The sequence below is a fragment of the Kitasatospora sp. NPDC001540 genome, assembly GCF_042894345.1.
GTDB classification, from domain to species: Bacteria; Actinomycetota; Actinomycetes; order Streptomycetales; family Streptomycetaceae; genus Kitasatospora; species Kitasatospora phosalacinea_C.
In genome coordinates, this window is the sequence record NZ_JBIAVO010000029.1 from 63,489 (window position 1) to 76,770 (window position 13,282).

General features: G+C 72.7%; 11 protein-coding genes and 1 tRNA gene. 6 read left to right on the plus strand and 6 right to left on the minus strand.

Features of this window, described 5'->3' with window-relative positions:
- Nucleotides 1–141: 141 nt before the first annotated feature.
- The 3 genes from ACFY00_RS28175 to ACFY00_RS28185 all read right to left on the minus strand — a co-directional run bounded on the left by ACFY00_RS28175 (nt 142) and on the right by ACFY00_RS28185 (nt 4,891).
- Nucleotides 142–1,176, minus strand: a complete 1,035-nt coding sequence (locus tag ACFY00_RS28175; protein ID WP_388034375.1) for a helix-turn-helix transcriptional regulator — start codon at nt 1,174–1,176, stop codon at nt 142–144.
- Nucleotides 1,177–1,545: 369 nt separating this feature from the next.
- Complete coding sequence (locus ACFY00_RS28180; RefSeq protein WP_388034377.1) at nt 1,546–3,612, minus strand: phosphocholine-specific phospholipase C; 2,067 nt, start codon at nt 3,610–3,612, stop codon at nt 1,546–1,548.
- A gap of 280 nt (nt 3,613–3,892) precedes the next feature.
- The gene (locus ACFY00_RS28185) at nt 3,893–4,891 is read right to left on the minus strand and encodes a LysR family transcriptional regulator (protein WP_388034379.1); all 999 of its coding nucleotides are present in this window, start codon (nt 4,889–4,891) and stop codon (nt 3,893–3,895) included.
- Nucleotides 4,892–5,036: 145 nt separating this feature from the next.
- Here ACFY00_RS28185 and ACFY00_RS28190 point away from each other — a divergent pair, with 145 nt between their 5' ends.
- Nucleotides 5,037–5,735 (plus strand): type 1 glutamine amidotransferase domain-containing protein, encoded by a 699-nt coding sequence (locus ACFY00_RS28190; RefSeq protein WP_388034381.1) that lies wholly within the window; start codon nt 5,037–5,039, stop codon nt 5,733–5,735.
- Nucleotides 5,736–5,867: 132 nt separating this feature from the next.
- On the opposite strand, the gene ACFY00_RS28195 is transcribed toward ACFY00_RS28190, so the two are convergent.
- Nucleotides 5,868–6,752, minus strand: coding sequence for a helix-turn-helix domain-containing protein (locus ACFY00_RS28195; RefSeq protein WP_388034382.1), 885 nt, complete (start codon nt 6,750–6,752; stop codon nt 5,868–5,870).
- 419 nt (nt 6,753–7,171) lie between these two features.
- Between ACFY00_RS28195 and ACFY00_RS28200 the strand changes: the two genes are divergently transcribed.
- The gene (locus tag ACFY00_RS28200) at nt 7,172–7,624 is read left to right on the plus strand and encodes a YbhB/YbcL family Raf kinase inhibitor-like protein (protein ID WP_388034383.1); all 453 of its coding nucleotides are present in this window, start codon (nt 7,172–7,174) and stop codon (nt 7,622–7,624) included.
- Between the two features lie 36 nt (nt 7,625–7,660).
- On the opposite strand, the gene ACFY00_RS28205 is transcribed toward ACFY00_RS28200, so the two are convergent.
- A complete protein-coding gene (locus ACFY00_RS28205) occupies nt 7,661–8,380 on the minus strand; it encodes an SDR family oxidoreductase (RefSeq protein WP_388034384.1) in 720 nt (239 codons plus the stop codon).
- Between the two features lie 111 nt (nt 8,381–8,491).
- Here ACFY00_RS28205 and ACFY00_RS28210 point away from each other — a divergent pair, with 111 nt between their 5' ends.
- From ACFY00_RS28210 to ACFY00_RS28220, 3 genes are all read left to right on the plus strand, one after another.
- A complete protein-coding gene (locus ACFY00_RS28210) occupies nt 8,492–9,109 on the plus strand; it encodes a TetR/AcrR family transcriptional regulator (protein ID WP_388034385.1) in 618 nt (205 codons plus the stop codon).
- A gap of 155 nt (nt 9,110–9,264) precedes the next feature.
- A complete protein-coding gene (locus ACFY00_RS28215) occupies nt 9,265–10,560 on the plus strand; it encodes an MFS transporter (protein WP_388034387.1) in 1,296 nt (431 codons plus the stop codon).
- A gap of 146 nt (nt 10,561–10,706) precedes the next feature.
- Nucleotides 10,707–10,780: transfer RNA gene (locus tag ACFY00_RS28220), tRNA-Pro, on the plus strand.
- A gap of 485 nt (nt 10,781–11,265) precedes the next feature.
- On the opposite strand, the gene ACFY00_RS28225 is transcribed toward ACFY00_RS28220, so the two are convergent.
- Nucleotides 11,266–12,252, minus strand: coding sequence for a tyrosine-type recombinase/integrase (locus ACFY00_RS28225; RefSeq protein ID WP_388034389.1), 987 nt, complete (start codon nt 12,250–12,252; stop codon nt 11,266–11,268).
- A gap of 721 nt (nt 12,253–12,973) precedes the next feature.
- Here ACFY00_RS28225 and ACFY00_RS28230 point away from each other — a divergent pair.
- Complete coding sequence (locus ACFY00_RS28230; protein ID WP_388034391.1) at nt 12,974–13,156, plus strand: hypothetical protein; 183 nt, start codon at nt 12,974–12,976, stop codon at nt 13,154–13,156.
- Nucleotides 13,157–13,282 lie beyond the last annotated feature (126 nt).

Consider the following 13,282-nt stretch of genomic DNA (forward strand, 5'->3'; position numbering starts at 1 on the left):
GCTCCGGTCGGGGCCCCGTTCCGCCTCTTCGGTGGGGCGGGGTCCCGACCCCGGCCCCGGTGTTGGCTTGGTGCTGGTGCTGGTGCTGGTGCTGGTGCTGGCCCGGTGCCGGTACCAGCCCGGTGCCGGTCCGGCGCCGGGTTAGCGCAGCCAGCCGCGTTCGGCGGCGCGGGCGCCGGCCTGGAAGCGACTGCGGGCGCCGAGCACCTCCAGTGCCTCGGCGGTCAGCCGTCGGACGGTGCGTTCGGAGACGCCGAGCTTCCGGGCCGCGACCACGTCGGTGTCGCCCTGCTGGAGGATCCGCAGCAGGGCGTAGTGCTGCGCCGTCATGCCGTTCAGGTCGCGCCCCCTGGGGTGGCAGAGCGGTGCGGCGCTGTGCCACAGACCGTCGAACAGCGCGCACAGGGCGGCGACCGGCCCGCGTCCGTGCAGCACGGTGGCGGTGTCGGCGCGCTCGGGGTCGAGCGGCAGCAGGACGGTCTCCCGGTCCAGCACGACCAGGCGCAGCGGCAGGGCGGGTGCGGTGCGGACCTGTCCGCCGAGCCCGACCAGGCGGCGGGCGTACTCCACGGTGGGCGGGTGGCGGCGTACCGCGTCGACGAACAGGGTGCGCAACTCGACGCCGCGGGTCAGCAGTTCGGCGGCCAGCGACTCGTCCGGCAGGCCTGCCGCCGGTGTGTCCGGTTCATCCCGCGCGTTCGGTGCGTTCGGTGCGTTCGGTGCGTTCGTCGGCCCGGCGTCGGGGGAGAGGACCAGGGCCTGGGAGGAGGTTCCCGCGCCGAGTTCGGCCAGGCGGTCGCGGATCGCGTCCGCCCCGATCAGGTGTTCCGTCCTGGTGTGGTGGCGTTCGGCCGCGGCCTCGGCGCGCAGTTGGCCGAAGGCGGCCCGGGCCTGCTCGAACTCCTGGCGCTGGGACAGCAGTTCGGCCTCGCGGCGGGCCAGCAGGGCGGCCAGGCCGAGTTCCGGCACCACCGGGTGGAGGTGTGACGGGTCCTCCCGGGACGGCCGGAGAAGTCCGAGGCCGGTCAATTCGGTGCGGGAGGAGCGCAGTTGGTCCGGCACCAGGCCGAGGCGGGCGGTCAGTTCGGCGTCCGTGGCCCGGGGGGTGCGCAGGAGTTCACGGTACAGCCGGTCGGCCGGATCGCTCAGGCCGAACGCCTGGAGGGCGACGGGCATCTCAGCCGACGCCAGGGGTGCGGCGGCCGGAGCAGGTCACCGTGTGCATCGCCGCCGTTCCTCCGTCCGCCCGCGCCACCGTTCGACCGTTCGACCGGCCTGGGGTAGGTCTAGACCATTGAGGCGCCTGGTGTCAAAGGGTGCGGCCTGCGGCCGGTGCTCCTGGCCGGAACCGGCGGTGCAGGGTTCGGACACCGTCGGCCCTGGCGGACGGGGCGGCGAGACGTCGAAGGTGGTGGGCGCGGCCCGCCGCCGGGCGCCGGAGGGGTTGAAGTGGCTTCGCCGGAACGGGGATCGGCCTCGGACGGGGGAGTGGTGTCCCGGCCCGGACGGTGCTGGGCCGTCCGGGCCGGGACGTCGGCGGGGTGGTCAGTAGGTGAGCAGGCCCGGGTCGGAGAGCGACGGGGCGCCGGTCTCGACGTGCCCGGCCAGGCGGCGGACGAAGTCGGCGCTCTGGTCGGAGGTGACGGTCAGGTCGTACCAGCGGCGGCAGGTGGAGAGGTCGACGGTCAGGGTCGCGGTGCCGCCGCGGCGGACGGTGACGGTCTGCGGGGCCCCGGCGTAGGCGTTGGTGACGGTGAGGGCGGCGTCGGCCCCGGCCGGGTTGGTGAAGGTCAGGACGAGGTTGCCGGTGGCGGCGTCGTGCCGGGCGGTGACCTCGGGCCCGGCGGTCTTGCCCGGGTTGCGGAAGCGGCGCAGGAAGCCGTTCGGGCCGAACACGGTGAGGTCGGTGACGCCCTTGGAGTAACTGGTGTTCCAGGCGTCGGAGACCGACTTCCCGGCCTCGGCGGTGTACGTCCACGGGCCGTCGGTGCGGTTCGCCGAGGTGACCAGGAACTGGGCGCCCGCGGCCGGTCCGCCACTGAACGCGAGGGCGTACTTGCCGGTCGACACGTCGGCCGAACCGTCCACGTACGGCGCGTACTTGAGCGGACGGGTCGGCTTGGCCCCGGCCTCCTGCCGCGGCATGGTGCCGGTCGCGGGCGGGGCCGGGACGTAGTCGGGGTGCCGGTTGTGGTCGGCGGGCAGGTAGGCGGCGGTGGACGGCAGCGCGGCCGGGGCGGGGTTGCTCGCCGTGAAGTCGAAGGCGGAGGTGAGGTCGCCGCAGATGGCGCGCCGCCAGGGGGAGATGTGCGGTTCGGTGACGCCGAAGCGCTGCTCGATGAAGCGGATGATCGAGGTGTGGTCGAAGGTCTCCGAACAGGTGTAGCCGCCGGTGCTCCACGGCGAGACCACCAGCATCGGCACCCGCTGACCGAGGCCGTACGGCCCGGCCGCGTAACTCGCGTTGCCCGCGAAGCAATCGGCACCGGTGGCGACCGTGGACAGGCCCTGGGCGGCGGAGGCGGGCGGGAACGGCGGCACCACGTGGTCGAAGAAGCCGTCGTTCTCGTCGTAGGTGATGAACAGCGCGGTGCGGGCCCACACGTCCGGGTTCGCGGTGAGCGCGTCCAGCACCTGCGAGACGTACCAGGCGCCGTAGTTCGCGGGCCAGTTGGGGTGCTCGGTGTACGCCTCGGGGGCGACGATCCAGGAGACCTGCGGCAGCGTCCCGGCCGCGACGTCGCGGCGCAACTGGTCGAACAGCCCGTCGCCCGCCTTGGCGTTCGTGCCGGTGCGGGCCTTCTCGTACAGCGCGTCGCCGGGCTTGGCGTTGCGATAACTGTTGAAGTAGAGCAGGGAGTTGTCGCCGTAGTTGCCGCGGTGGGCGTCGCTGATCCAGCCCCAGGAACCGGCCGCGTCCAGGCCGTCGCCGATGTCCTGGTAGATCCGCCAGGAGACGCCGGCCGCCTCCAGCCGCTCCGGGTAGGTCGTCCAGGAGTAGCCCGCCTCCTGGTTGCCCAGCACCGGCCCGCCGCCGGTCGCGTCGTTGCCGGTGTAGCCCGTCCACATGTAGTAGCGGTTCGGGTCGGTGGAGCCGATGAACGAGCAGTGGTAGGCGTCGCACAGCGTGAACGCGTCGGCCAGCGCGTAGTGGAACGGGATGTCCTGCCGGGTCAGGTACGCCATCGTGGTCGCGGTCTTGGCCGGTACCCACTGGTCGTACCTGCCGCCGTTGAACGCCTTGTGGCCGCCCGCCCAGTCGTGGTTGAGGTCCTGGACGAACTGCATCCCGAGGTCGTTCACCTGCGGTCGGAACGGCAGGATCTCCTTCTTCGAGGCGTTGGCCTGGTACCAGACCGGCTTCCCGCTCGGCAGCGTCACCGGCCGCGGGTCGCCGAAGCCGCGCACCCCCTTCATCGCGCCGAAGTAGTGGTCGAAGGACCGGTTCTCCTGCATCAGCACCACGATGTGCTGCACGTCCTGGATGGTGCCCGTGCTGCCCTGCGGGGCGATCGACGCGGCCCGCGCGATGCTGGGCGCCAACGCCGAGAACGCCAGGCTCGCACCGGCCAGTTGGAGGAAACGACGCCGGTTCGGTTCGGCAGTAGCCATGGGTGACACGACCTCTACGGGTGAGGGGCGGACGGAGGGTGCCCCTCAGGACAGCGCGCCCGGGGTACCGCCCGTCGTCCCGCCCGTGACCGACCGGCGTACGGCGGACGAACGCATCGAGTTGTTCGGACAAGTCCACCAAGTCCACGCGGTTCGGACGCACGTGGTGCGGACGGACCGACCCGCGTCCGGGCGGCGGCGTCGACCGCGTGCGGCCCGCGGACCCGGCGCCGGGCGGGCGGTCGCCGGGCGGGCGGTCGCCGGAGCGGCCCCGGCCCGGTCACCAGTGGCGGGCCGCAGCCAGCAGGCGCTCCCGTACGGCGGCGAGGTGCGGGTTCGGCGCGGGCTCCGAGCGGTGCACCAGGTACGCGGTGTTGATCGGCGGGTCGTCCGGCAGCAGGAGCGGGACGAGCGCTCCGGAGGCCAACGCCTCCCGGCACAGGTAGGCGGGCAGGACGCTCCAGCCCGCCCCGGCCACCACCGCCGCGCGCACCGCCCGCAGGTCGGGCACCGTGACCGCCGCCCGGGCGTGCAGTCGGCGACCGAACACGTGCCGCCAGTAGCGCCGGACGATCGGCAGGTCCTCGGCGTAACTGACCAGGGGCAGCCGGGGGAGCGCGTCGGCCAGCTCCTCGGCGGAGCCCTTCGGCGTGTCCGCGGCCGTGTCCGTGGCCGTGCTCGTGGCCATGCTCGTGGTGGTGCCCGTGGTCGACGGGCGGGCCGGCCAACCGGGTGCGGCGAGCAGCACGAACTCCTCGTCGGCGAGCGGGGCGGCGGTCAACGCCCGGCCGGTCGGGCGGCGGGTGGAGATTACCAAGTCGTGGCGCCCGGAACGGAGTTCGTCCAGCAGCGGATCGGTCAGCCCGGAGGTCACCCGCAGCCGCACCCCGGCCGCGACCAGCGGTGCGAGGGCGGGCAGCACCAGCGTCCCGAGCAGTTCCGCGGGCCCGGCCAGGTGCACCGGTTCGGCCGCCGGTCGCCGCTCCGTCGCGTCCGCCAGCCGGTCCAGCGGTTCGGCGACCCGTGCGGCCAACTCGTCCGCCGCGGGCAGCGCCGTCGCCCCGCGGGCCTGCCGCTCGAACAGCTCCCGCCCGTGGCGTCGCTCCAGCGCGCGGACCTGGGCGGTCACCGTCGACTGCGACAGGCCGAGCCGCCGGGCGGCGGCGGTGAACGAGCCCAGGCGGTACACCGCGAGGAAGGTGCGCAACTGGTTGAGGTCCGGCGGCTCGGCGGCGGGCGACGTGGGTCCGGCCGCGGCACGCGGCGGGTGGGCGTTCATCGGGCGAGCGTACCGGCGGTGGGCGGATGATCGAGCCATCGGAGAACCGATGGCCGACATCGGTGCGCCCATTGGCTGCCGATGGCCCGGTCGTCCTACGGTCGGATCGCAAGCACGAAGCAGCCCGCCTCCGGAGAAGAGCGACATGTCGAAGATCCTGTTCGTGATGACCGGCGCCGACCACTGGACCCTGGCCGACGGCACCAAGCACCCCACCGGCTACTGGGCCGAGGAGGCGGTCACCCCGTACCGCATCCTGCGCGGGGCCGGCCACGACATCACCGTCGCCACGCCCGGCGGCGTCGTCCCGCCGGTCGACCGGGGCAGCCTGGAGCCCGGCGCCAACGGCGGTGCCGAGCAGGCGCGCGAGGTCGCGGACGGACTGGCCGTGATGACCGAGCTCGACCACCCGCTGGCCGTCGCCGACGTCGACCTCGACGACTACGACGCCGTCTTCTACCCCGGCGGCCACGGCCCGATGGAGGACCTCGCCCGGGACGCCGACTCCGGCCGCCTGCTCACCCGGGCCCTGGCCACCGGCAAGCCCCTCGCCGTGGTCTGCCACGGGGCCGCAGCACTGCTCGCCGCCGTCGACCCCGCCACCGGCCGCAACGCCTTCGCCGGACGTCGCGTCGCCGCCTTCACTGACGAGGAGGAGACCCTGGCCGGTCTCGCCGACCGTGCCGAGTGGCTCCTGCAGACCCGCCTGACCGAAGCGGGCCTCACCGTCGACGCCGGTGCCCCCTGGGCCCCGCACGTCGTCGTCGACGGCCGCCTGGTCACCGGGCAGAACCCGGCCTCCTCGGCCTCCCTGGCGCAGGAGCTGCTGCAGCAGCTGGGGTGAGACCGGGCCGGGGCGGCCGCCCGCCCGATCCCGGTGGTCGGCGTGCTGCCGGTGCACCACCGCCCGTTCGCCCGTTCGCCCGTTCGTCCGTTCGTCCGTTCGTCCGTCCGTCCGGTTGCCGACGCCGAGGTCTCAGGCGGCGGTGATCGGGCGGACGGTGGCGTGCGCGGCGGTGCGGGCGGCGGTGTGGGTGGTGACGAGGTGGCGCAGGGCGCGGTCGGTGGCGGGGTCGGCGGGGGTGAGGGTGAAGAGGTGGTGGGGGCCGGTGGTGAGGATGTCGTAGTGGAGGCGGAGCTCGCCCGCCTCGGGGTGGTGGACGCGCTTGGTGCCGGTGGAGCGTTCGAGCACGGTGTGGTCGTCCCACCAGAGGGTGAACTCCCGGCTGTGGGCGCGGAGTTCGTCGAGCAGGGCGGCCAGCCGGGGGTCGTCGGGGTGACGGGCGGCGGCGGTGCGGAGGTGGCCGACGGTTTCGCGGGCGACGCGGGACCAGTCGAGCTGGGCGGCGCGGGTGGCCGGGTCGCGGAAGAGCATGCGGGCGGTGTTGGCGGTGGGCCCGGTGCCGAACCCGGGGCCGAACAGGGCGCGGGCGGCCGGGTTGTGGGCCAGCACGTCGAGCCGGTGGTCGGTCAGGTAGGAGGGGAACAGCGGTATGCCGTCCAGGAGTTGGCGCAGCGACGGACGGACGTCGGCAGGCTGCCGGGAGCCGCCCGCGGGGAGGACCGGGGTCTCCCCGCGGGCGAGCAGGTGCAGGTGCCGGTGCTCGTCGGGGGTGAGGTGCAGCGCCTCGGCGATGGCGTCCAGGACGGCGGTGCCCGGGGTGCCGACCCGCCCCTGTTCCAGGCGTACGTACCACTCGACGCTCACGGCGGCGAGCTGGGCGACCTCCTGGCGGCGCAGCCCCGGGGTGCGGCGACGCGGCCCGCGCGGCAGTCCGGCCTCCTCGGGCTGCAGGCGGGCACGCTTGGCCCGGAGGAAGGCGGCCAGCTCGGCCTGGCGGGGCGGTACGTGCTCGGTCATGCTCCCGATCATCGGTGCGGGTCGGGTCGACCGTCCAGCGCCGAGACTGGTACGCCGAGTGCCAGCATCCGGAAGGTCTCCCCGGGGCGCGGGCGGCGGGCGAGGGTTGGTCTCGCACACCAGAACGCACCAGACGCACGCCAGAGTGCGCCCGATGCACGCCAGATCCGACGACCGGCTGGGAGATCCGCGCCATGTCACGTTCCGCCCGCACCACCGCCGCTTCCCCTTCCTCTTCCCCTTCCTCCGCTGTGCTGCGGTCGCGGCCGTTGCGCGCTGCGGCTGTCCTGCTGTCCGCCGCAACTGCCTTGACCCTGCTGGGAGTCGGCGATTCGAGTGCCCGAGTCCGTGGCGAGGCGCGGGACTTCGGGAGGGTCTCGGTCCGGGCCGGGATCCCGAACGGGGTGGAGCAGTTCACCGTGACCAGCCCCGATCTGGTCAACGGCCGCTTCCCGGAAGCGAACTGGGCGAACTCGTTCGGCTGCGACGGCGGCAACCAGCCGTTGCGGCTGGAGTGGCACGGCGCCCCGGCCGGGGTGAAGAGCTTCGCCGTCACCATGTTCGACCCGGACGCGCCGACCGGCTCCGGCTTCTGGCACTGGCTGGTGTGGGACGTGCCCGCCACCGCCACCGGCCTGCCGCAGGCCCCGGCGACCGGTACGGTGGTCGGCGCCAACGCCGCTGGCGCGCAAGGCTACTTGGGCCCGTGCCCGCCGGTCGGCGACCGTACCCACCGCTACCGGATCACCGTCTACGCCCTGGACACGCCGAGCCTGGCGCTGCCCGCCGCCACGCCGCCGACCGTCACCGCGTTCACGATGGGCGGCCACGTCATCGGCTACGCGCAGACCACGGCTTCGGCGGCTCGCTGAACGTGACTGGATCGGTCAACTCGTCCGGGAAGGGCCTCAGTTGATGGTGGTGAGGCGCAGGCCGCCGTCGGTCTCCAGGACGGTGCCGGTGAGGTTGCGGTTGGTCGCGGCGAGCACGACCGCCTCGGCGACGTCCTCTGCGGAGGCGATCCGGCGGGTCGGCAACTGGGCGGCGGTCTGGGCGAAGTAGGCCTCCCGGGCGTCCTGCGGCAGGCCGCTCCACCACGGGGTGTCGACCAGCCCGGGGGAGACGGCGTTGATCCGGCGCGGGGCCAGCTCCACGGCCAGCGGTCGGATCATCGCCTCCAGGGCCCCGTTCACCGCGGCCAGCCCGGCGGTGCCCGGCATGCCGGTGCGTGCCGAGATCGCGGTGACCAGGGTGACCGATCCGTCCTCGGACAGGTGCGGCAGCGCGGCCTGCACCGTGGTCAACTGCCCCCAGAACTTGGCATCGAAGGCGCCGCGCAGGACGCCGAGGTCGAGCTCGGCGAACGGCCCCGCGCCCTCGGCGCCGCTCAGTGCGACCACCAGCCAGTCCAAGGTGCCGATGGTGTCCAGGACTTCGGTGATCTGCTCGCGGTCACCGCCGTCCGCCCGGTGCCCGATCAGCTCCGGGTCGCTCACCGCGAGCGCCTCCAGGCGCTCCTTGCTGCGGCCCGCCACGTGCACCACGGCACCCTGGGCGCGCAGTTGGCGGGCGGTGGCCAGTCCGATGCCGGAAGTGCCGCCGACGACCAGTGCAGTGCGCTTGCTCATGTGTGCTTCTCTCCAAGCGGTCCATCGGTGTGCGTTCGTCGATCCGGCGAGTCGGCGGAACACAATTTCGAACCGCAACGTCTCGTCTCGAATTAAGGTAGCGTGGTCGCCGTGATCGAGCAAGCGAACCGAGGACCGGCCGAGTCGGCCGGCGAGACGCCAACTCCCGCGCGACCGGGGCGCCGGCGCAGTGAGGAGAGCCGCCGCGCGATCCTCGCCGCCGCGTACGAGCTGCTCGGTGAGGCCGGGTACGCCCGCCTCACCGTCGAGGGCATCGCCGCCCGGGCCGGCGCCGGCAAGCAGACCGTCTACCGGTGGTGGCCCGGCAAGGCCGACGTCCTGCTCGAAGCCGTCACCGTGCACGCCCGCCAGCACATACCCCTGCCCGACACCGGCGACCACGCCGCCGACCTGCACGCCTTCCTCGCCGCCACCTTCGCCGCCGCCACCCCGACCACCGGCGACGCCCTGCGCGCCCTGATGGCCGAGGCCCAGATCGACCCCGCCTTCGGCGAGCGCTTCCGCGACACCCTGCTGAACCCCCGCCGCGAAGCGCTCGGCACCCTGCTCGCCCGCGCCCACGCCGCCGACGCCCTCGCCCCCCAGCTCACCCCCGCCACCGCCGTCGACCTCGCCTTCGGCCTCCTGTGGTACCGGCTGCTCGCCACCCGCGAACCCCTCGACGAGCGGCTCGCCGCGCTCCTCACCCGCACCCTGCTGCGGGCCTGAGCCGCCGGGGTGCCGCCTGCCGCCCGCGGGGTGTCGCCCGTGGAGCGGCGGCGGGGCGTCGGGGCGGGGCCGGGCGTCGGTGCGGAGTGTTGCCGGGGGATGTCCACCCGCACCCCGCCCGCACGGGCGTCGAACGGCTGAACGAGCATGGCGGGGTGCCCACCGAAACACCCTCCCGCCCGTCCCCGCCGTCCCGACCCGCCCCGACCGGGCTGCGCCGCCTCACCCGCGGCGCCTTCGCCGACCTCACCCCGCTGCGGGAGAGCCCCGACTACCGGCGGCTCTGGTTCGGGCAGACCGTCTCCTCGATCGGCCAGCAGATGACCGCCCTCGCGGTCGGCATCCAGGTCTTCGCCCTCACCGGCTCCACCTTCCTCACCGGAGTGGTCGGCATCTGCTCGCTGGTGCCGCTGGTCGTCTTCGGCCTCTACGGCGGCGCCATCGCCGACCGCGTCGACCGCCGCCGCCTCGGCCTGATCGGCTCCGGCGGCCTCGCCGCCGTCTCCGCCCTGCTCGCCGCCCAGGCCCTGCTCGACCTCGGCTCGGTCGCCCTGCTCTACGTCGCCGTCGCCCTCCAGGGCGGCTTCTTCGCGGTCAGCTCGCCCGCCCGTTCCTCGATGATCCCGCGCCTCGTCCCGCGCGAGCAGCTGCCCGCCGCCAACGCGCTCAACACCATCGGCATGAACCTCGGCCAGACCGTCGGCCCGCTCCTCGGCGGCGTCGCCGTCGCCGCGTACGGTGCGCAGAGCGCCTACCTGATCGACACCGCCGCCTTCGCCGCCACCCTCTACGCGATGTGGCGCCTGCCCGCGATGCGTCCGCAGACCACCACCGGCAAGCGGGCCACCGTCCTCGACGGCCTGCGCTTCCTGCACGGCCAGCCCAACCTGCGGACCTCCTTCGCCGCCGACCTCGCCGCCATGATCTTCGGCCTCCCGCGCGCCCTCTTCCCCGCGATCGTCCTCCCCTTCTACGGCGGCGACGCCGGCACCGTCGGCCTGCTCGCCGCCGCCCCCGCCGTCGGCGCCCTCGCCGGCGGCCTCTTCTCCGGCTGGATCGGCCGCATCCACCGCCACGGCGTCGCCGTCCTCACCTCCGTCGCCGCCTGGGGCCTCGCCATCGCCGCCTTCGGCGTCGTCCACAACCTCCCGCTCGGCCTGCTCCTGCTCGCCGCGGCGGGCTGCGCCGACACCGTCTCGATGATCTTCCGCAACACGATGATGCAGGTCGCCGCCCCCGACGAGATGCGCGGACGCCTCCAGGGCGTCTTCATCGTCGTCGTCGCCGGCGGCCCCCGCCTCGGCGACTTCGAATCCGGCACCGTCGCGGCCCTCACCAGCCCCACCGTCTCCATCCTCACCGGCGGCCTCGCCTGCGTCGCCGCCGTCCTCTACCTCGCCGTCCGCCGCCCCGCCTTCCTCCGCTACGACGCCCGCCACCCCACCCCCTGACCGCCCCCGGCCCCGCCCACCCGCCACACCCCCGAAACCTGGCAGCGAGCACCCCCCGACGTGCTGTATTGTTTTCCACGTCGCCGAGAGATCGGGGGCAAGGTCAGAAAGCCAGGAGCCCGCCAGGGCCACCCGGCAGACGACCACGGGACGTGGCGCAGCTTGGTAGCGCACTTGACTGGGGGTCAAGGGGTCGCAGGTTCAAATCCTGTCGTCCCGACTTGCATCACTGCAGGTCAGAGGCCGTTTCCACTGGATGGTGGAGACGGCCTTCGTGGTTGGTGGTCGCAGTGTGGTCGTGAACGATCGTTCACGTCGTCCTCGGAAGGTACTGCCTGCATTTGGGAGTGTCTCAGGGCGGTCGGCCTGTCTCTCATTGGCGAGCCGCGCGGGGCTGGCAGGTCGTTCGGACGCGGTTTGGTGTCGGAGCGAGGTTGGTTTTCCTGCTGGCAGGCATGCCTGTGAGACCCGCGGCATCCGTCTGTGAGTGGTTGCTCGAGTGGGGCGTCAGCTGTGGACCGGATGACCGGTGTTCTGTGCGTCCCTGGCCTGGGACGTGGCTGTAGCGCCGTCAGGCGGCGTGACTGAAGAGCGGGTTCGCTGCCGGGCCGCTGAGGTCGAAGGGATCAAGGCCGCGCGTGCGGGCTTCGATGAGGCAGAGTCTGGCTTCGATGGTGTGAACTGCGGCCATCGCGACGTCCCAGGTCAGGTGCTGTAGATGTTCGCGGTGGTGGAGAGGGTGGAGTGCCGCAGGGTCTTGGAGATGACGGCCATGGGGACGTTACCTTCCAGGGCGAGGGTGGCGGCGAGGTGTCGCAGGTCGTGGATGGTGACGTGGGGGAGTCCGGCCTGCTTGCGCAGTTCGTGGAAGCGCCGACGGACCGCGGCCGGGTGGAGGGGCTTGCCGTCCGCGCCCTGGAAGACGTGGCCGTTGATGGTGGCGGTGCTCCGGTCCATGGCTCGCTGGAGGGCTGCGGCGACGCGCTCCGACAGGGGTACCCAGTTGCGGCTCTTCTTCGTCTTTGGTGCGGTCAGGACGAGTTCGTGGTTGTCGATCGCGGAGAGGGTGTGGCGGATGTACATGACGCGGTCGTCGATCCGGACGCAGGGACGTTGAAGCCCGAGTGCCTCGCCCAGCCGTAGCCCGGTTCCGATGATGGTCTCGAAGAGGTCGGCGAAGGCAGGGTCGACGTTGCGGCAGCGGGCGAGGAAGTCAACGGCCTGCTCCGCGCTCCAGGGCACGCGCTCGTCGGCGCGGGGCCGGCGCATGGGCAGGGGCTGAGCCGCGTTGAAGGGGAGCCGGTGGGTGCGGACGGCGGTGCCCAGGGCGCTGGAGAGCGTGGCCAGGCAGTGGTAGACGGCCTGGCGGCCGCGGCCGGATTCGAGCTGCTCGTGCGCGTAGGCGGCGATGTGGTCGTGGGCGAGTTCCTCCAGGCGCAGCTTGCCGAACACGGGGATCAACTCGCAGAGCACATAGGTGCGGTAGCGGGCGTACGTGGTGGGCTTGAGCAGGAACTCCATCGACTTCAGCCACTTGGTCAGGTAGGCGGCCACCGTCTCGTGCGGGTCGGCGTCGAAACCCAGCTGGCGGCCCTCGAGGAAGCGTCGCAGCGCGCTCTCGGCGGCGAAGCCGTCCTCGAAACCGCCGCGCCGTACCGTGCGCCTGCGACCGCCGAGCGAGGGAATGTCCACGGCGAAGGTCCACGTGCCGTGCCCCTCCTCGACCAGGTGCGGGCATCCGGCGCCGAGCTGACGCCGAGCCGCGTCACGGCATCCGCACCGACGGTAGACCCGGCCCCGCCGCCGCCCCGAACTGCGCATTTTCGCTTGCCTCCTGCGGTCCTGATTTCTCGATCAGCCCGCGAGGCTACAGATTCCACGTCTGGATGGCCGACTGCGACCACCATGCGATCACCAATGCGGAATTCGTGACCTGACCTGCGACTTCCGGTGAGTACCCGCACCTGGACTTGATGGCTGCACCTCGCGCAGCACGGCACGGTGCCTGGCAGGTCAACGCTGACGCCCTGGCCGTTTCCCGTTACGCTGCGTTGTCGGCGTTGGTACAGCGCTGCCAGGCGTCAGCGTTCCGTATGGGCCCGAGCCCATCTGGAGCCACGCCTCGATCTGGTCGAGCCATCGAACAAGCAGTCGTTGGCGGCTATGACGCCACCATCACCAGTGTGGGAATGGAGAGGAGTGGGCGAGGCAGACTCCGACGGTCAACGATTCGATATTGATATTGCCCAGTCTGAAATGGCTCGCTCGTTGTAGCGCCACGCGAGGTTGTCTACCTTCACTTCTCGCGCCAGCAATCGCACATCGGCGATCGCCGCCCACCATTGCACAGTTGTGTTCGTGATCGAGCAGCCTGTGCGACAGTGAAAGCTTCCGCGGCTCGGTCTTCGCCCTGATGGGGGACACGCTGATACTGGATCTTCTTGATCCGGAGGAAGCGAGAACACCGCCGATGGTGATGAAGGACTACTCGGACGAGTTCAGGGCCGATGTAGTGGCCCCGTACAAGTTCACGCTCGGAGCGACGTACAAGGACATTGCCGCGGCCCTCGGCATCAACAGGGCGACGCTGCGTTAGTGGGTGCTGCGGGCCTGCGAATGCCGCGGCGTCGTCTCCACCGTCCCCAGGTCGGGTGGGAAGGCGGCGGCCCTGGCAGGACAGTCGGCCGTGTCCGCCGATCCGGCCGAGCGGATCCGGTAGCTG

What these genes read in the sequence shown, in the direction of transcription:
- ACFY00_RS28175 (WP_388034375.1), bottom strand. Translation starts at nt 1,176, where the DNA reads ATGCCCGTCGCCCTCCAGGCGTTCGGCCTGAGCGATCCGGCCGACCGG.
- ACFY00_RS28180 (WP_388034377.1), bottom strand. Translation starts at nt 3,612, where the DNA reads ATGGCTACTGCCGAACCGAACCGGCGTCGTTTCCTCCAACTGGCCGGT.
- ACFY00_RS28185 (WP_388034379.1), bottom strand. Translation starts at nt 4,891, where the DNA reads ATGAACGCCCACCCGCCGCGTGCCGCGGCCGGACCCACGTCGCCCGCC.
- ACFY00_RS28190 (WP_388034381.1), top strand. Translation starts at nt 5,037, where the DNA reads ATGTCGAAGATCCTGTTCGTGATGACCGGCGCCGACCACTGGACCCTG.
- ACFY00_RS28195 (WP_388034382.1), bottom strand. Translation starts at nt 6,752, where the DNA reads ATGACCGAGCACGTACCGCCCCGCCAGGCCGAGCTGGCCGCCTTCCTC.
- ACFY00_RS28205 (WP_388034384.1), bottom strand. Translation starts at nt 8,380, where the DNA reads ATGAGCAAGCGCACTGCACTGGTCGTCGGCGGCACTTCCGGCATCGGA.
- ACFY00_RS28230 (WP_388034391.1), top strand. Translation starts at nt 12,974, where the DNA reads ATGGGGGACACGCTGATACTGGATCTTCTTGATCCGGAGGAAGCGAGA.